General features: G+C 48.0%; 15 protein-coding genes. 13 read left to right on the forward strand and 2 right to left on the reverse strand.

The genetic code is table 11. The features are described from left to right. Positions 1–400: 400 nt before the first annotated feature. From EXW96_RS08295 to EXW96_RS08345, 11 genes are all read left to right on the forward strand, one after another. Positions 401–799 (forward strand): helix-turn-helix transcriptional regulator, encoded by a 399-nt coding sequence (locus EXW96_RS08295; protein WP_483874535.1) that lies wholly within the window; start codon positions 401–403, stop codon positions 797–799. 482 nt (positions 800–1,281) lie between these two features. Next, positions 1,282–2,181, forward strand: coding sequence for a TIGR01777 family oxidoreductase (locus tag EXW96_RS08300; RefSeq protein WP_174350317.1), 900 nt, complete (start codon positions 1,282–1,284; stop codon positions 2,179–2,181). A gap of 42 nt (positions 2,182–2,223) precedes the next feature. Next, on the forward strand, positions 2,224–3,039 hold the full coding sequence (locus EXW96_RS08305) for a hypothetical protein (protein WP_174350318.1): 816 nt from the start codon (positions 2,224–2,226) through the stop codon (positions 3,037–3,039). A 210-nt stretch (positions 3,040–3,249) separates the two neighbouring features. Continuing rightward, the gene (locus EXW96_RS08310; RefSeq protein WP_174350319.1) at positions 3,250–5,229 is read left to right on the forward strand and encodes an ABC transporter substrate-binding protein; all 1,980 of its coding nucleotides are present in this window, start codon (positions 3,250–3,252) and stop codon (positions 5,227–5,229) included. 180 nt (positions 5,230–5,409) lie between these two features. Continuing rightward, positions 5,410–5,862, forward strand: coding sequence for a response regulator transcription factor (locus EXW96_RS08315; RefSeq protein ID WP_174350320.1), 453 nt, complete (start codon positions 5,410–5,412; stop codon positions 5,860–5,862). A gap of 126 nt (positions 5,863–5,988) precedes the next feature. Continuing rightward, positions 5,989–7,365, forward strand: coding sequence for an aspartate aminotransferase family protein (locus EXW96_RS08320; RefSeq protein ID WP_375256442.1), 1,377 nt, complete (start codon positions 5,989–5,991; stop codon positions 7,363–7,365). Between the two features lie 77 nt (positions 7,366–7,442). After that, positions 7,443–9,206 carry an IucA/IucC family protein gene (locus tag EXW96_RS08325; RefSeq protein ID WP_174350321.1) on the forward strand — a complete coding sequence of 588 codons (1,764 nt, stop codon included), beginning with the start codon at positions 7,443–7,445 and terminating at the stop codon, positions 9,204–9,206. A gap of 166 nt (positions 9,207–9,372) precedes the next feature. Continuing rightward, positions 9,373–10,620, forward strand: coding sequence for an MFS transporter (locus EXW96_RS08330; RefSeq protein ID WP_309225045.1), 1,248 nt, complete (start codon positions 9,373–9,375; stop codon positions 10,618–10,620). A gap of 90 nt (positions 10,621–10,710) precedes the next feature. Continuing rightward, the gene (locus EXW96_RS08335; RefSeq protein WP_174350323.1) at positions 10,711–12,558 is read left to right on the forward strand and encodes an IucA/IucC family protein; all 1,848 of its coding nucleotides are present in this window, start codon (positions 10,711–10,713) and stop codon (positions 12,556–12,558) included. After that, entirely contained in the window at positions 12,555–14,552 is a 1,998-nt protein-coding gene (locus EXW96_RS08340) for an IucA/IucC family protein (RefSeq protein ID WP_174350324.1), read from the forward strand. Before EXW96_RS08335 ends, EXW96_RS08340 begins: the two co-directional genes overlap by 4 nt. A 42-nt stretch (positions 14,553–14,594) precedes the next feature. Beyond that, entirely contained in the window at positions 14,595–15,230 is a 636-nt protein-coding gene (locus EXW96_RS08345; RefSeq protein ID WP_174350325.1) for an RraA family protein, read from the forward strand. A gap of 53 nt (positions 15,231–15,283) precedes the next feature. On the opposite strand, the gene EXW96_RS08350 is transcribed toward EXW96_RS08345, so the two are convergent. Together EXW96_RS08350 and EXW96_RS08355 are read right to left on the reverse strand one after the other, a co-directional pair. Further along, entirely contained in the window at positions 15,284–16,036 is a 753-nt protein-coding gene (locus tag EXW96_RS08350) for an MBL fold metallo-hydrolase (RefSeq protein ID WP_174350326.1), read from the reverse strand. A gap of 97 nt (positions 16,037–16,133) precedes the next feature. Next, a complete protein-coding gene (locus tag EXW96_RS08355) occupies positions 16,134–16,598 on the reverse strand; it encodes a hypothetical protein (protein WP_174350327.1) in 465 nt (154 codons plus the stop codon). A gap of 303 nt (positions 16,599–16,901) precedes the next feature. On the opposite strand from EXW96_RS08355, the gene EXW96_RS08360 reads away from it, so the two are divergent. After that, complete coding sequence (locus EXW96_RS08360; RefSeq protein WP_062408951.1) at positions 16,902–17,561, forward strand: HAD family hydrolase; 660 nt, start codon at positions 16,902–16,904, stop codon at positions 17,559–17,561. 85 nt (positions 17,562–17,646) lie between these two features. Continuing rightward, on the forward strand, positions 17,647–17,976 hold the full coding sequence (locus EXW96_RS08365; protein ID WP_174350328.1) for a hypothetical protein: 330 nt from the start codon (positions 17,647–17,649) through the stop codon (positions 17,974–17,976). The last annotated feature ends 5 nt before the right edge of the window (positions 17,977–17,981 follow it).

The following is a 17,981-nucleotide window of genomic DNA, read 5'->3' on the forward strand; positions in this document are numbered from 1 at the left end:
ACATCTTTTCGCTCCCTCCAGGACATCCGGTGAAGGAACATGCCCTTGGAATATATGGGTATAAAAGGGAAGTAAATTATCGATAGATGGTAAAGCGGCGTAAGTCATCATTGAAATGGCTTTCATATGGCTGGCATAACCCTCCTTTATGTTTGCAGCTTTGACATCGATTAAAATCTGTCAGGATGCAGCTACCCGGCGATTTCTTCCAAGTGGTCGACATTGTAGCGATTGGGGTTTAGCAGCTTCTTGGCCGGCATAACAATGCTTTGCAAAAGGAGAAGTATATCCGGACCTCCAACGTGCGTCATCGTACCGGAAGACCGTCGTTCGTATATGGTCTTTCGGTTTTGCCGAACCGTTGTTTCCGAATCAATACGATGTACTTGCCACGGAATTGATGGATGAGCTCCATGACATGTTCGATGATTCGTTTGTCGGCAAACTATTTGAGCGGAGAATGAAAAAACTTGAGCAAAAGTATCAGATGGCGGTGTCGGGACAAGGTTTTGAAAAGCGTTTGGAGACGTTGGCCCAAATCCAGGATGACGACGGGTATATGGTCAGGCTGGAAAAAAACAGTGACGGAACGTATTCGTTTGAGGAAGCAAACTGTCCTATTTCGCAGGTCGCTATCCGCTACCGTCAGGTATGCCAATGTGAGCTATCCCTGTTTTCGGCTTTGCTTGACGCTCATGTAGAACGCACGGAATGCATGGCGGATGGAGGAGCGAAGTGCCGATATTTGTGCACAGAAAGGAGCAGGACCATTGGAGCCGAAGGAGTTGAACTTCTCTGATGAAGAGAATAAATCCGTTATCGTGACGGATGGCTATTTGATCGATATGGTGAAGGCTTTAACCAACCTGATGGATGGCTGGATGATAAAAGCTCCAGATTTTATATTATCGCGCTCCTGCCCGCGAACAAACCGGTTATAACCGTTATTACGGCGATAGATCATCAACTTCAAAAGATCATTTTCCGCACCTGGGGGGAAGCGCACACTTGTTTCATTACGTTATTAAAAAAGTTTATGTGCTTATCACTTGCAAAAGAAGGAACTAAATCTCATAAACCCCGTGATCCGTAAGAGAATCGAGAGCTTTTACACTCGGTTCTTTTTCTTTTGTTGAATCTTGCGCCCATCCGGTATGGTCAGAATTTGCTTTACAATATAGCATTTTAATTTTATTGTGAAGATAGACGATAAAAAAAGGAAGAGCAGGAAATCGTTCAGTTTTGAATAATCCAGTCGAACAATAGAAATGAGTGGATCACATGAACCAAAAAGTGGTGTTAGCTGGCGGGACGGGGTTTATCGGAAAATATTTGGAGAGAAAATTTTTGGAACTGGGATATGAAGTGAAGATCATTTCCAGACAAGACCGTCATATCTCATGGAACGATCATGCAGGAATAGCAGATGCTTTGGAAGCTTCCGGGATGCTGATTAATCTTGCGGGGAAGTCCGTCAACTGCCGCTACAACTCTAGAAATAAGAAAGAGATCCTGCAATCGAGAACAGAGACTACCCGCATACTTGGAAATGCCATCTTGGAATGCAAAAACCCTCCTTCGTTATGGATCAATTCCAGTACGGCTACGATTTATCGACATGCGGAAGACCGGCCGATGACCGAGGATCATGGTGAAATCGGATCAGGGTTTTCCGTTGATGTAGCCAAAGCATGGGAGAACGCATTCTTTTCTTTTCAATTACCCCAAACCAGACAAGCGGCCTTAAGAATAGCCATTGTATTAGGGGAGAGCGGGGGAGTTATCCATCCGATCCGAAACCTGGTCCGATTCGGACTTGGAGGTGCCCAGGGTTCGGGAAATCAAATGTTTAGTTGGATTCATATCGAGGATTTATATCGTATTATTCTCTTTCTTAGAGATAAAGAAGAACTGAGCGGGGTGTTCAATTGTTCATCGCCTCACCCTGTCACCAATCGTGAGCTCATGCATCAATTCCGTAAAGCGATGAATATGAGAATAGGACTGCCATCCCCCCAATGGCTGCTTGAAATAGGTGCCTATGTCATAAAAACGGAAACCGAATTGGTTTTGAAAAGCCGTTGGGTTATTCCCGAGAGGCTGGAGAGAGAAGGATTTACGTTCAAATTCGATACATTGGATAAGGCGTTTGAAGATATTTTACATAGGTCGCATTCGTAAAAGGCCTGCCTGTCCAACCCGCTGCTGCATTCTATAAAGTAGGTGAACGAACTGTTCAGCTTAACGATCATGAAAATCGTGATTTCCGTTCTCATCGTATTTGGATTGGCGGGGATTTCCAAAAGAGCAAATCCTCATCTGGCCGGGATGATCTCTGGGATTCCATTGGGTACGGGACTCTCCATATATTTTATTTCTTTGGAGCAGGGGATTGATTTTACGATTCGCGGGATACCTTGGGGGATTGCCGGGTTAGCTGCCGCTCTTGTGTTTTGTTTCGTTTATCTTGTCATATCCGGAAGTCTTGCATTGAATTGGAAAGGAACCGTTATTTTCTTATCATCCACGGGTGGTATTTTTGCCTTTTTATTGTCAGGTTATTTTATTTATTCATTGGAAGTAAACGTGGCATCGGCTTCTTTTATATTTTTTGCGGTATTCATGTTAAATCTGATCCTGATGAAGAAGCTGGTCCGCCAGCAGGGGAAGAGTTCGGGAACCAAAAGCACGGGAATGCAGTATTTCATCAGAGGTATAACGGTTGGAGTGATTTTAATCCTGATCACCGGAACGGCCTCTATGGTCGGCAGCAAATGGGCCAATATTTTAAGTTCATTTCCCTCTACCCTTTTTCCGCTCATTGTCGTACTGCATTACGAAGACGATCATCGGCTTTTTCCATACGTCATTTATGGATATTCGTATAGTATAACAGCGTTATTTATATTCTATATCGCTTATTTGTTCGTTGTTCCCATCTATGGACTTCATGCGGGTTATATTTTGATTTACGCCATTTGTGCCGCGTATCTCTATTTGCTCCAAAAATTACGAATGCGTTTCGGATCCGCTCGTTGAGGAGAGCGGCTTTCTCGTATACAAACGAGGAGGATGCTAAATGGCTTTTCCGCATCGGCTCTGGCCTATTGCCAGGGTCTTTTGTTGTTTCCATTCCTTCAACGACCGATGCCGCAGGCAAAATATAATTGATAATGAGAATCGTTATTAATATAATAAACTTATCCGAAAAAGGTAATGAATTCAAAAAAATAACAGGTGGTGGGAGAGTTGCTATTTCAGTATCATACCTTACTTTGGAATCATGCGGCTCTCAGGGTGCAGGACGTACGTCATGCCATCCTGCAGCCGGGCGAAAGCCTGCGCGCATATCAGCTTCCAGCCAGCGCATTTCTGTATACTGTTCGCGGTAAGGCACATGTGTTGATTGATGAGAATGAGTATGCCGTGGATCGGTGCTATGTTTGTCATGCCGGCAAAGGTGCTTTTCTGGATATTGCACAGGTAGTGGAGGCATTCGAATATTACCTGGTATTTTATACAGCGGTCTTGACCACGCCATACTGCCAAAAATTGGTGCATCGGCATCAAACAAGCAATCCTTTTCAGGTACAATATGGTTTTGCGCCCCAGTTTCCGACACCGCTCTTTTTGGGAATAGAGCAAATGAACCGACAATGGCAGCAAATCGGCACGCTGGAGCAGTTCCATGTCAAAGCCTTGTTCCATCAATTTGTTTATGAATTGCTGCATCAGCTGCAGGAGCAGGGAGGCGAGACGACTCAACCGAACCTGGTTGCCCAAGCGATGCGATATATTGAGGGACGTTACGCCGAGCCGATTACGCTGAATTCATTGGCAGCTGTGCTGGATTGCAACGCGCGACAATTGCAGCGGTTATTCAAAGCGAGGCTGCATGTGGGGCCGATCGAGTATTTGATTCAGGTGCGTCTGGACAAAGCCAAGGCATTGCTGCAGCAGACGAATGTCCCGTTAAAACAAATTGCCGAGGCCGTCGGTTATACGGACAGTTACTATTTTAGCCGGATGTTTAAAAAATACATGGGGGTTTCTCCCAGTCTATTCAAGGAACGGGCATGGCAGCGGAACGATCGTCGCCATAATCCATCTCGTCTGTCGCAATTCCCTATTGTTGCCAGAAGATTGCGAAGATATAGTGATATTGGTGATGATGAAAATCATTATCAATACAAAAACGAAGGGGCTTTACACATGTATAGAAGTTCAAAAGCGTCATTGGCCATCAGTTTGATGCTCAGTCTTGTTTTGCTGCTAGGCGCATGCTCGGGCACATCTGGTGGAGGAGGGGCCTCCCCGACCAACAGCGTTAATGTGCAGCCGGCCGTCACTCGCGGCGAAGCAGATAATGCCAATACAGCGGGGAAAACGGCGGAAAGCACGCAGCGCAGCATTCAGCACCTTAAAGGCGAACTGGTTCTCGAACAAAAGCCTGAAAAAATTGTGGTGCTGGACTACCAGTATATCGATCAACTGCTCGCGTTGGGAGAGCAGCCGATCGGAAGTGTCATCGCTACGAGCGACAGCTCGGTATTCCCGGAATATCTGACGGATAAGCTGGATGATGTTAAGGTGTTAGGAACGAAGGAGGAGCCTAATTTGGAGGCGATTATCGAGGCGGCTCCGGATCTCATTATTTGTACGGAGTTTCAGGAGAAAGTTTACGAGAAATTAATCAAGATCGCGCCGACACTGATGTTTGACAGAAATGAAGACTGGCGCACGATGCTCCTCAAGTTCGGTCAAATTGTCGCCAAGGAACAGGAAGCGCAGAAGGTGCTCGAAGGATACGATCATAAAATTGCCGATCTAAAGGCAGCGTTGGCAGACAAGCTGAACGGGCAGACCGTTGCTTTGATCCGTCCGCGCGATAACATGATCCGGCTGCATACGACGGGACATCGTACTGCAGAGATTCTGTATCGTGATCTCGGTCTTTCAGCGCCGAAAATGGCAGTGAATAACGAGCAGACCAGCTTGCCCATTTCGTTAGAGGTCATGCCGGAATTGAACGCGGATCACCTCTTTGTCTTAAAAGATGATTCCAATACGGAGTTAACGGATGAATTTCAAAAGACATCCGTCTGGAAAGGCCTGAATGCGGTACAAGCCAATCAGGTCTATACGGTCAACACGACGATGTGGATCGGCTATTACGGTCCTATTGCCATCAATCTGGTCGTGGATGAAATTGCAGAAGCGCTGTTGTAGATAATACAGAGATATTGCCATCTATTGGTGAACGATAGGCCGCTGATTGTCTATGGAGGTATCACAGCCCGCCAATGTAAAGCTTTAAACTAAGTAAGACATAATGGGAAGGGGAGCAACCTGAGTCGCTTCCTTTTTTTATCCTTGCGAATTTTTATTGCTGAATGGTGAGGGGAGAGCATGTCCAAAAGCACAATAAGACTGACGATCGATTCCAGTTCAAAAGATGACCAGGATCGCGCCAAGCTCAGCGAGCTGCATCAAATCGTTGTTGATCAGGTGATACGATTGGAAATGAAAGAATACGTGAAAGTAACATTGGAATATGTAGGCGCCGGCGCCGGGCGTATCATGCAATCGGCGGAGAGACCCAACGATGAGGAAAGCGTCGAATCGTTGGATATGACCGCGTTGAGCCAGAGACAACAGCAAATCGCGGAAATGCTGTGCAATCATTACTCGATTAAGAGAATTGCCGATGAACTTTATATCAGCGTCAATACGGTAAAAAAACATATTCAGAACATGAAGAAAGCGTTGGATATCGATTCGGCGGGTGCGGATTTTCTTTACACATTGAAGCAGATGATGCATAGGGAGAGCAAGGACGGAGGAAAAACATACTTCATTTAGATCATCTAGATTATCCGATTGGAGAATTTACTCTATCTGGACTTGCTGCTATTCTAAAAACAGACATCGATGATAATGATTATCATTATTATCGGTTCTGTACTTTTCCGGAGGAGGACGGATATCGTGAACGCTTATGTTGCTGAAAAATCAAAAAATGACCCCTATCTTCAGAGTCAGGCAGCTCGGGAATCCAATGCTAGATCTTACCCCAGGCGAATCCCGATCGCGATTCTTGAGGCGGAAGGCATTTATGTAAAAGATATGGACGGCAAAGTTTATTACGATTGTCTTGCCGGAGCCGGAACGCTTGCATTAGGCCATAATCATCCAGTCGTCATCGACGCGATTAAAACGATGCTGGACAGCAAACGGCCGCTGCACACCCTTGATTTGACAACCCCGCTGAAGGAGCAATTTGTGGATGAATTATTTTCAAGCTTGCCTGAGGCATTTGCCAAGGATGCGCGCATCCAGTTTTGCGGGCCGACAGGAGGCGATGCGATTGAAGCGGCGATTAAGCTGGTAAAAACGGCAACAGGCCATCGCAGCATTCTCTCGTTTCAAGGAGGATACCATGGCTCGACGCACGGAACGATGAGTCTAAGCGGGACGCTTGGACAAAAAGAAAGGGTCCACGGATTAATCCCGGATGTACACTTCCTGCCGTATCCTTACGCCTATCGCTGCCCGTTTGGTGTCGGCGGGGAGCAGACTCATCGGATCAGCAGCCGTTATATCGAGAATTTGCTAAACGATCCTGAAAGCGGCGTTGTCTCTCCTTGCGGAATGATATTTGAAGCGGTGCAGGGGGAAGGCGGTTCTATTCCCGCGCCGGTCGAATGGATCCGGGAGATGCGCCGGATTACGCAGGAAAAAAACATCCCTCTGATTATTGACGAAGTGCAGACGGGACTTGGGAGAACCGGAAAAATGTTCGCTTTCGAACATGCCGGCATTCTCCCTGATGTGCTGGTCCTTTCGAAGGCCATCGGCGGAAGCCTGCCGCTATCGGTTGTGATTTATCATAAAAAGCTGGATGCCTGGAAACCGGGAGCGCATATCGGGACGTTTCGGGGCAATCAAATGGCTATGGCGGCCGGACTGGCAACATTGAAATATATAAAAGAAAACGATATCGCAACCAAAGCGGAGCAATTGGGAAATCGGTTGAGGGATCGTTTAAACGAGCTGAAATCGAAAGTGGAATTTATCGGAGATGTCCGCGGTCGCGGTTTAATGATCGGCGTAGAGATCGTGAATGCCAATGAGGAGCCTGACAAGCTGGGGCATTTTCCGGCTTATCCCAAGCTGGCAAGCCGCATTCAGCAGGAATGTCTCCACAGGGGATTGATCCTGGAGATTGGAGGCAGGCATTCCGCCGTTATGCGTTTTTTGCCGCCATTAATCGTAACGGAACAGCAAATCGATGAAATTGCACGGATTTTCAGTGAAGCCTGCCATGCGTCTTGCGCTGCCCTGCATGCGGGAGAGTATGTTTGATCCGGAAGCGAAACTGGCGAAACCTAAAGAGAGTAATTCGGATGACGGTTGGATGAGAAAGGAGAGAACGAATACGAATGCTGCAGCAGCAAACGGATGCAACCACCTCCGTGAGAAGTGTGGAGCTGGCGGCAAAGGCGACCATGCGCGCCTTGCTGAATAGTTATCTCAGGGAGATCGGAGTAATCGATCCACGGGCCTTAAAGCTTGGTCAAAGGAATCCCCTTCCTGAGCCAGGAGAAGCGGTCGTCATCAAGCTTCCCTCGACCGGGAAGACCATCACGGGGACTTTGACTTATTACTCTGTGATCGGACAGCATGCTTACGGATCTGCATTTAACGAAGTGAGTTCAGACGGAACGCTTCGGAAGCTGGATATTCATCGGTTGATTTCACTGCTGCTTGAAGAGCTGAGCCATCTCGAAGCTTTTGACAAACGCGGGGCTCATCTGAATCACATGAAGGCGCGCATCGAAAACAGTCTCCGCAAGATGAGCATGTATATCGAGTACGAATGGAACCAACGGCATTCCATAGCGGACAAGAAGCCGGATTGCATCCGTTCCGAGCAATCGCTTTATTTCGGTCATCCCTTTCATCCCTATCCGAAATGCTCGGAAGGGTTCGCCGATGAGGAGCTTGCGCAGTACAGTCCTGAAATGGGCGCTTCTTTTCAATTGAGTTACTTTGCCGTCCGAAAGGAATTGGTTTATGAAGAATGGCTTGATGGAGAAGCTCAAGCGCTGCCGCCGGCTGTGATGGCACATGCCCAGCAACAATTGGGCGATAAAGTAAGCGAGTATGTGCTGGTGCCCATGCATCCCTGGCAGGCAAACTATGTTGTGCGGCTGCCGGAGGTTCAGGAATTGATGAATCTGTCCGCCATTATTCGTCTGGGTCCATCCGGTCCCGTGGTATATCCGACTTCTTCGGTAAGAACAGTGTGGGATCCGGAGGGGGGATACGGATATAAACTGCCGCTGAATGTTCGGATCACCAACTTGATACGCGAAAATACGCGGGAACAAACGAAACGGACCATGGATGCCGCCAACGTGATTCACCGGTTACAAAACGAGCTGAACACGGAGCATTTCAAAATTATTTCGGAAACGGGCTACAGCAGAGTCGGATTCGATTCGGTTTCAGAAGATTGGTCATCGAGCTTTACGGTCATCTACCGGCCCTTGGCCGTGCCGCATGCCGCTACATTTGTCATGGCCTCTTTATTGGAAAGCTTTCCGGGAGAAGAGGAGCCCAAGCTGATTCAAGCGATCAGGCAAAACGATCAAGGACGGCTGCCTGATCTAACTTATTGGCTGGAATGCTATTTGCACATCTCCATGCTGCCGCTTCTTCGCATTTTAGCCGGGAAAGGGATCAGCTTTGAAGCGCATTTGCAAAATTCCCTGCTGACCCTGAAGAACGGACTTCCCGATTGCTATTATGTGCGGGATCTCGAAGGGGTCAGCATCGACCGTCATAAAGCAGCCGAAGCAGGCTGGATCCCTACGCTGATTGAAGATCACAGCCCTGTCCTCTATGAAGAAGCCAAAGCTTGGATGAGGACCAAGTATTATTTCTTTGTGAATCACCTGGGTTCGCTGATCCATACGATTGCGGCTTACTGCAGGGAGGACGAGGAACGCTACTGGGGCATCGTCAACCATTTGCTCGAACAGGAAAAATCGGGAGCTGACGAACGGCTGCTTGCCTACATCGACGATTTATTGTACAGCGATGTTTTGCCGGCCAAAGCGAATTTTACAAGCTGCTTTCTGTCCAAAGGAGAGACGCCATTGTTTGTCAATATTCCCAATCCCATCAAGGGACAAGCCTAAATGAATACGCGGTCCCAGTCGAACCCCAAAATAGGGAAGTTTGTAAAAATAGGGCGTTCCGTTTCCAAAGTCGTTAACATTCCTATTTTATGGGACAAACATCCAGTGCCCGCTTTCCCATAAGGTTTAACGGCCTTTTAAAATGAGAAAGGAATGTGTCGTCACCGTGGAAAAGTGGAAACGAAATTTGTTCATTTTGTACGTGGGGCAATTTCTGGCGATGGCTTCAATGAGCTGCGTCACCCCGTTTTTACCGCTTTATTTGCAGGAATTAGGGCTTACCGATCCGGAAGAAGTTCGCTGGTGGACGGGCATAATTTATGCCGCCAACCTGCTGACGGCCTTTATTTTTTCACCGATTTGGGGAAAGATTGCAGACCGCTACGGACGCAAGCTCATGCTTGTCCGTTCCGGAATTGGCATGGCCGTCACCATTACGCTGATGGGGTTGGCCACCAGCCATATTCACTTGCTGATCCTGCGTTTATTAAACGGGATGATGGCCGGATTCGGTCCGGCCGCCATCGCCTTGACAGCCACGAACACGCCCAAGGAGCGGAGCGGGTATGCATTGGGGATTTTGCATTCTGGATCTGTGGCCGGAACCATGTGCGGCCCTTTATTGGGCGGATTGATGGCCGACTGGTTCGGGTTCGCCGCCGTCTTTTTCTATACCGGTGTAAGTATTTTCATAGCGGCATTGATCGTCATCTTTTTGGTCAAAGAAAACTTTGAGAAACAAGACCGGAAAGAAAAGACAAACTTTGTGCAAGATTTCAGGAAAATCGTATCCCGAAAACCAATTGCATCCCTGTTTGTCTCCGCATCCATCATTCGATCGGCCATGGTGGGCACCTTGCCTTTCATCCCGCTGTATGTCCAGTCCTTGGCGCCGAGTCAGGATAATCTGTTCTTTTTGGCCGGGATTACGGCGGCGTCGATGGGGATGGCTAACATGATTACCGCCCCGCAGCTGGGGAAATTAGGGGACAAGTACGGCTCGCATAAAGTGTTAATCTGCGCCGCATTCGGAGCGATCCTGTTCTCTGTTCCGCAGGCATTTGTCCAGGAACTGTGGCAGCTCATCGTGCTGCGTTTCTGTACGGGGGCGTGCCTTGGCGGGATGATGCCTTCAATCCATGTTCTCGTTCGTCATTTTGCGCCGAAAGGGATGGAAAGCCGGACCTACAGCTATGTCAATTGTGCCATATTTCTTGGCGGGATGGCAGGGGCGCTCGGCATGGGAGCCGTCGCTTCCCGGTTCGGATTACCGTCGATCTTTATTTGCTCCGCTTTTCTTTTGCTGCTCAACAATGGCTTGATGAAATTCACTCTCCCTGACGCCAACCGTTACAGCAAGCCGGTCGGCATGTCCGGTGTGCAGGATAATAACCGCAGCGGGGAGGTGAAATAATCCGGGGACGAATGGAATCAAAGCGAAACGCTTCATGGAGATGAAATGGATGATGCCATATTACTTTCGAACGATGGGAGCCGTGAACTGATGAGTGTGTTAGAACCATTACAGCGCGGAGAAGAGAAGGATTGGATTCGTGCTTATTCGTCCGAAATTTATGCCAAAGTGGAACAACGAGTCCTTTGTCAGCTGATCGAGGCGGTGCTTTATGAAGAAATTGCCGTTCCCCTTCATGGACTTCCCGTGTCCGGAGATTTCGAGGATCGCCTTGTTCTCCCGGGAAAAACAAACGAAGGGGAACCCGTTGAATACATGTTTGAGGGCAAACGCCAATTCAGTTTCGGCCGTTTTCGCATAAAGAAAGGAACGGTAAGACGCAAGGAAGCAAAGGAAGACCCGACTGCGGCAACGTTGTCCGGATTTGTGGAAGAAGTGCTCGGTCAGGTTCAGAAAAATGAACGTTTGGCGATGCTGCTGCAAGAACTGGAACATACGCTGGTAAAAGATTTGCAGGCCCAATACCATAAGTCCGTCGCTCCAATGCCGGAAACGCCATGGGATTACGATGATTTGGAAAGCGATTTGGACGGCCATCCGTATCATCCGTGCTACAAATCGCGGATCGGCTATAGCTTGGGGGACAATGCCTTATACGGACCGGAATTTAAAACAAAACTAAAGCCGGTTTGGTTGGCGGTCTCCAAATCGCAGAGCCTGATTTCTTTATCGGAAGGAACAGACTACAACTCATTTATACAGCATGAACTCGGGAAACCTGCGTATGAAGCCTTTGTTTCTTTGCTTAATGAAAAGGGGCTGGATGCCGGCGATTACTGGTTTATGCCCGTTCATCCCTGGCAGTGGGAGCACATGATTCTGCCGTACTTTCATCGTCAGCTATCCGAAAAGAAAATCGTCCGGCTTGGCAACGGTTCCGACGAGTACCGTCCGCAGCAGTCTATACGCAGCTGGGCCAATCATTCCCACAAAGAGAAAGCGTACATGAAGCTGGCGCTGAATATCACCAATACATCAACGAAACGAATATTGGCGAAGCATACCGTGATGAACGCGCCTCTCGTTTCGGATTGGCTGCTGTCTCTAACCAGGGATGACGAAACCGCTCGAAGACTCGATTTTGTTTTTTTAGCTGAATTTGCGGGAATTTCGTTTGATTACGAGAAGCTTCCGTCCACTGTACAACTGCAAACCTATGGGAACCTGGGTGTGATTTGGAGGAAGAGTCTATACTGCTATTTAAGAGACGATGAAGAAGCGGTTCCGTTCAGTGCGCTCTGCCACATGGCCGGAGAGCAGCCATGGATTGAACCGTGGGTTCGCAGGTACGGGTTAGAAAACTGGACGCGCCGGCTGCTGGAGGTTGCGATAACCCCCATCATTCATATGTTGTACGCACACGGAATAGCTATGGAGTCCCACGCTCAAAATATAATTCTCATTCATAAAGAGGGACGTCCTTGCCGTCTGGCGTTGAAAGATTTTCACGATGGAGTTCGGTTTTCCAAACAGCATCTGGGACAACCGGAAGTTTGTCCCGATCTTCATCCGGAGCCCGCTCATCATCGTGCTTTAAATCGTCATTCCTTCATACAAACCGACGATCTCCCGGCGGTCAAAGACTTTGTGCACAGCGCGTTTTTCTTTGTGTGCATAAGCGAGCTGTGCATGTTTTTAAACGAACAGTACGGGCTTCGGGAAACGGATTTTTGGGAAATGGTTGCCCGGGTGATTTATCTCTATCAGGATGAGCATCCGCAATACAGCCAAAATTTCGAGCACTATGATCTGTTCTCGGAAACGATTCAAATCGAACAATTGGCAAGAAGGCGGCTGTGGAAAGACGCGGAGGTCGATCCAAAGTCCGTACCGAATCCCCTATATCCATACCGGACAATCAGAGGAGGGAGAGTATGACAACGGAACATAAGGGTCCCGATTCCCGCGCACATTCGAATGAAGCGGCTGATGAAGCCGATTGCCGGGTCATGGAAGACTTGGTCAATGCATTGCTTGCGGAAACATTTTTTGACGAACACGACGAGGTGAACCTTCTATCCCAAACCGAATGGGAGTTCATGGTTCGCGGTCACATGGGACTGGCCGCAGCAGACCGGCAATTCGGTTCTTTAGATCCTAAGGCAAGCATCTATTGCTGGCGGCTGGATGATTATCATGAGGCCATGATTGTTTTTCCTGTACATCCTGCAATCTTGCAGCCATACCGCTTTGAGGCATCCGCAGGCATGTACGAAGTGCGTATAGAGGAGAACCATACGGTCTATCTGAAAAAGCTCGATCCGCTGGAGCTGATGCGGCATATCGTTCATCTTTACGGGAAAGATCCGGCCGCCATAGATGCTGGCGGAGCGGACCGCTTTATGAATATGCTCGATCAAACATTGCTGCAAATGTCCTGGTCTCTTGAAAACAAACAACCGTCGGCAGGAATACTGGGTTTGCCTTCGGCAGCTTCATTATTGGAGCTGGAGAGAAAGGCGGCTTTTCGCGACCGGCCTTTCCACCCTGTCTCCAAAGTCAAGCTGGGTTGGACGCAGGAAGATTGCCGCAACTATACAGCCGAATTTGCCCGGCCGATTCAACTGAACTGGATGGCGGTGAAACGCCGGTATCTCGTTAGCGGCTTGGATGAACGTTCCATTGAAGACCAATATAAGCAGGCAGAAACAGGGGGGGTAGCTCCGGCGGATCTGCTGCTTGCCGAAGACCAGAAAGCCGGGATCCGTGAGGAAATGGACAGGCGAGGGCTGAGTACGGAGGAGTTTGTACCTGTTCCTGTCCACCCGTGGCAAATGTCTACCGTATTGCCTGGACAACTGCAAGAGGAAATCGGCAAAGGGATTTGCATACCGTTAAACGTTGAAGCGGGCACCTTTTACGCCACTTCTTCCTTACGGTCATTGATGCCCGCCAATGGAGGCCAGTTACACGTCAAGCTTCCGCTGGGCATGCATTCCCTGGGCGGACTTCGCTATCTTTCGGCCATTAAGCTTATGAATGGACAGCGCGCGGAACGACTGATGAGACAAGCGCTGGAACGGGACCCCGTCTTGAAAAAACGGCTGCTTCTATGCGATGAAACCGTTTGGTGGGCTTATCTGCCTGAAAACAGAGACTTGTTTGCCGATCCTCCCAGGCATTTGTCCGCCATGATAAGACAATACCCTCCGGAAATCGCAGATCATGAACATGTACGTTTAGTGCCCATGTCGTCTCTGACGGTTTTCGATAGGGACAGGAAGGGGCATTTGTTTGACGAATGGCTGCGCATGACAGGACTGGAAGTCAATGAATCCTCCGTTTTGCGTTTATTCAAAGAGGCTTTGCTGCCTTATTTTGAAATATGTTTCCGTTTGTTCCGACTGGGGATGATGCCTGAAGTTCATGGACAAAACTCCATTCTAATCTTGAACCGGGGGAAAATAGAAGGTCTGCTGCTTCGCGATCATGATGCGCTGCGTTTGCATGTGCCCTGGTTAAATGCCAACGGGCTGGAAGATCCCGAGTATCGATTGCGGCCGGGGCATCCGAACTCTCTGTATCATGACACGCCGCATCAGCTGTTCTCCTTTTTCCAAATGCTTGGCATCCAGGTCAACAGTTACGCAATCCTTGACAGCCTGCAACGGTATTACGGCATCAAAGAAGAACGATTATGGATCGAACTGCAGGAATGTTTGAATCTGGCAATGATTGAGGCTAATGTACCGGATGAGGTGAGGTGCGTACTCGAGGAATGTTTATTCGCCAGGGAACGATGGCCCTGGAAGCAAATCATCCGGCCGCTTCTGAAGCCCAATTCCAGGGTCCCGGGAAGCATGCCCTTTGGGCTCGGAGAAGCGCCGAATCCCTTTAAAGTATGTGCCGGGGCGATAGAAACTTCGGTATGAGGCAGGGCAGGTTAACGAATTCAGGAAAGGAGAGAGGGACGCGTGTTTCGCATTCAGGCCAGAGTACAGGGGGTTACGCCAGAGCTTTTGGAGCTGTACCGGAAGATCAGTACCTCCACCATTGGCCATCTTACGGATTTTGGTTTTATTAACGGGCTGCAGCCCCTTTTTCGGCCGATCCAACTGATAGGAAACGCGGTTACGGTTCGCATTCCGCATCTTGACTCTGCCGCCATTTCCCATGCCATGGAGCTTGTTCAGCCTGGCGATGTTCTTGTCGTGGATATGTCCGGCGATGGCCAAAGAGCATGCTGGGGAGAATTCAGGACTTACGCTGCGCTGGACAAAAAAGTTTCCGGCGTCATTGTATCCGGGTGCGTCACCGATGTTCGCGCGATAACCGGACTTGGTTTTCCCGTCTATTCGAAAGGAATCAGCGCGCTGACCACACGTTCCCTTAAACTTCAGGGCGAGGTGAACACCATCATAAGCATAGGCGGGGTAAGCATACGTCCCGGCGATTTAATTGTAGGCGATGATGACGGCCTGTTCGCCGTGAACCCGGAAGACGCCGAAGAGATTGGTTATGCGGCCTTGGAGAAACAGCGCAAAGAGGCACTGCGAAGACAAGAGTACGAACATGGCCGGCAATTGGAATCCCCGCCTATAACATCGTAATTAATCCAAGAGCTCTTCAGACAAGATAGAAGAGCTCGATTTGTTGTTTCCGGTCACTGTCCATTTGCTAATTCCGCTATGCGCCGGTTGACGTTATCCTTATACAGGCCGCCGTGATAGCAGATGACAGTTTCAATGTCGTACTGTACAAATTTTTTCAGAGAGTTTACGGCCAAGTCCGCATCGATACAGTACTGCGGATCGGGCCCAAGCAGCTCTCCGTTTGCCACGATCATAGAGTCCCCGGCGATAAGTGTTTTGCTTGGCTTATGATACAGGCTGATATGCCCGGGAGTATGTCCCGGCGTATGAATCACTACGATCCCTCCGCAAAAGGGCAATTCTTCTCCGTCGGCAACAGTTTTATCCACTTTTGATTTGGGCGGGTTTTCAAGCACTTGTCTGAAGGCTTTGCGCCACTCCTCCGGCACATTTTCCGGCAAAGAGTCCATAGCTTGGGCTATGGACTCCGGATTTATTTTAAGCAGTCTTTTTTCTCCTTGAATATATGGTTTTTCAACGTCATTGGCCAATACCTCGATAGGTTGAGGCAATACATTGAGAATTGTCGGTAAACTGCCGATATGGTCCAGGTCTTGGTGTGTTATAATGACTTTATTCAGCGTATCCCATGCGATCCCGGACTTCTCTGCTTCTTGGCGAATGAGCGGCCATTGGCCGGGATATCCGGTATCCACCAAAATCGTATGGTCTGTGTCCCAGAGCAGGGTAGGATAAATAGTATCCATTCGCCCCATGATATTGGATGAAACTTCCAATCCTTGTACACCGTTGGTAATGAACATGATGATCCCTCCCCAATATATTTTGTGAAAATAGGATGATATCGAAGTAAAAAAATCGCTCACCGATCCCTTGATCGTCAGTGAGCGTATGTTCAGGCTATTCTTGATGGTTGATTTTTTTGAAATGAATCTGAAGTGAGCCGAAAAATACTTTTCCTTGATTGTAATAAAGCTCGCATTGATACCCGTATGGACGCGTGGCGGATTGCAGCAGTTGATAACCCGGGAGCGCTTGAATCAAAGAAGTGATCTGTTCAATGACATGGTTAGGCAATTGGGTGAACATCTTGGCATGAATTCCATCGGCAACCGATATAAAACGGGGAAACGCCGTTTTGTTAAAATGGGAAAGTGCGGCACTGTCCTCGGCGAATCGGAGTATCTCTTTATTGATCCGATTCAGGTTTATGGTTATATTTTTATAAAAGTAAATACCGAAGCCGATTCTGTTCGTTATTGGATTTAAGCATTTTTTCCATGTGAAACTCTTTTCTTCCCAAAAATCGTCCAATTTTTCTGTAATTTTATTCCAGTCGAATCGGGTTGTACATATTTTTTTCATGACTATACTCCTTGGATGGTTTGGTCCCTAAGCCCGCTATTTAAAAGGATTCGAAGCCTGCAAGAGGATTGCGACGGCAGGACTGTCCTGGATAGAAAATGACAGTGAATTCGAGATTTTGACCACCGGTCCGGAACAGCGCGGCAAGCGGAGCCGGTTACCCACGAAACATTTTTCCGGAACAGCTATATTTGTTCGTGAATTCCATGTAAAATAAAGAGGTTGTGACACAGTAGAAACGCTGGAACGTTATAAGAAAGCAGCGACATTGCGGTCTTAAACGGAAAGCTTCGGAGGGAGTTTATGCTGCGAACCGGTACAATCAAGGGAATTCTATTCGATATGGACAACACATTATTGCAATCCAACATTGATTTCCCGGCCATGAAGCACGATGTGTATCGTTTTCTGGTCCGCCATAAAGTGATTCCTGCCGAATTTCCCGTACAGGAGCACACGACATCCACCTTGATCGAACACGCCAAAAATACAGGCATGACCGATGAGATGTATGAAACCATAATCAAGATAACGGAAAAACATGAATTAAAAGGGATGGAAGGCGCAGGGCTTGAACCAGGGGTCAGGGAATTGCTGGAAGCTTTGTACAAGAACTATGTTCTAGTCATCGTAACGAATAATTCAGTAACAGCGGCTCGAAAGGCTCTGGAAATCACCCAAATCATAGCGTATTTTGATCTGATCATAGGAAGAGAGCACATGACTTCGCTTAAGCCTTCCCCATCCGGATTTCATTATGCCAAAAAACAATTTGAGCATATCTCGTCCGATGAATGGGTTGCGGTTGGAGATTCATGGATTGACGGTAAAGCGTCGAATGATGCGGGGATTGCTTTCATCAGCTACGGCACAACGATGGAAGAGATGATCAAAAGGGGAGTAAAACCCATAGGCCAGGTGAACAACATCATCGAAATCCTGAGCTTTATCAGGTCATCTTAGGAGCGTCATTTCAAATCGATATTTTAATAGAGCCGCGGCCCAAGCTAGCCGGTCCGCTGCCGCAAACCGCAAATGGAGGATAACGATGGAGGGAACACTCGTCAAAGGAGCAGTATATAGTCTGATTATAGGCCTGTTACTAGGCATACTGATCTACCCTGATACGGAAACGATAAATAATGGCAAGGGATTTTTTGAGTATCGGGTTATCCCTTTAAGAGAGTATATTTTCACAGTACTGCGTTTTGCTGTCACGGTCATGTTCATTACATTAATTGCGCTATGGGTTAAACTGGAATGGAAATCGGGCTCTGAAATCATGGAATTTATAGCGGGATTTTTCAAATCATTTTTTATTGTGCTGGCAATCATATTAATAGTAGTCATAGTGAGCATGTTCATTTTTAATAGATAAAGGCA

Origin of the sequence: Paenibacillus sp. JMULE4 (genome assembly GCF_013337105.1) — a bacterium.
In the GTDB taxonomy this organism is placed as follows: Bacteria; Bacillota; Bacilli; order Paenibacillales; family NBRC-103111; genus Paenibacillus_G; species Paenibacillus_G naphthalenovorans.

What these genes read in the sequence shown, in the direction of transcription:
- EXW96_RS08315 (WP_174350320.1), top strand. Translation starts at nt 5,410, where the DNA reads ATGTCCAAAAGCACAATAAGACTGACGATCGATTCCAGTTCAAAAGAT.
- EXW96_RS08355 (WP_174350327.1), bottom strand. Translation starts at nt 16,598, where the DNA reads ATGAAAAAAATATGTACAACCCGATTCGACTGGAATAAAATTACAGAA.
- EXW96_RS08340 (WP_174350324.1), top strand. Translation starts at nt 12,555, where the DNA reads ATGACAACGGAACATAAGGGTCCCGATTCCCGCGCACATTCGAATGAA.
- EXW96_RS08360 (WP_062408951.1), top strand. Translation starts at nt 16,902, where the DNA reads ATGCTGCGAACCGGTACAATCAAGGGAATTCTATTCGATATGGACAAC.
- EXW96_RS08300 (WP_174350317.1), top strand. Translation starts at nt 1,282, where the DNA reads ATGAACCAAAAAGTGGTGTTAGCTGGCGGGACGGGGTTTATCGGAAAA.
- EXW96_RS08295 (WP_483874535.1), top strand. Translation starts at nt 401, where the DNA reads ATGGATGAGCTCCATGACATGTTCGATGATTCGTTTGTCGGCAAACTA.
- EXW96_RS08350 (WP_174350326.1), bottom strand. Translation starts at nt 16,036, where the DNA reads ATGTTCATTACCAACGGTGTACAAGGATTGGAAGTTTCATCCAATATC.
- EXW96_RS08365 (WP_174350328.1), top strand. Translation starts at nt 17,647, where the DNA reads ATGGAGGGAACACTCGTCAAAGGAGCAGTATATAGTCTGATTATAGGC.
- EXW96_RS08335 (WP_174350323.1), top strand. Translation starts at nt 10,711, where the DNA reads ATGAGTGTGTTAGAACCATTACAGCGCGGAGAAGAGAAGGATTGGATT.
- EXW96_RS08325 (WP_174350321.1), top strand. Translation starts at nt 7,443, where the DNA reads ATGCTGCAGCAGCAAACGGATGCAACCACCTCCGTGAGAAGTGTGGAG.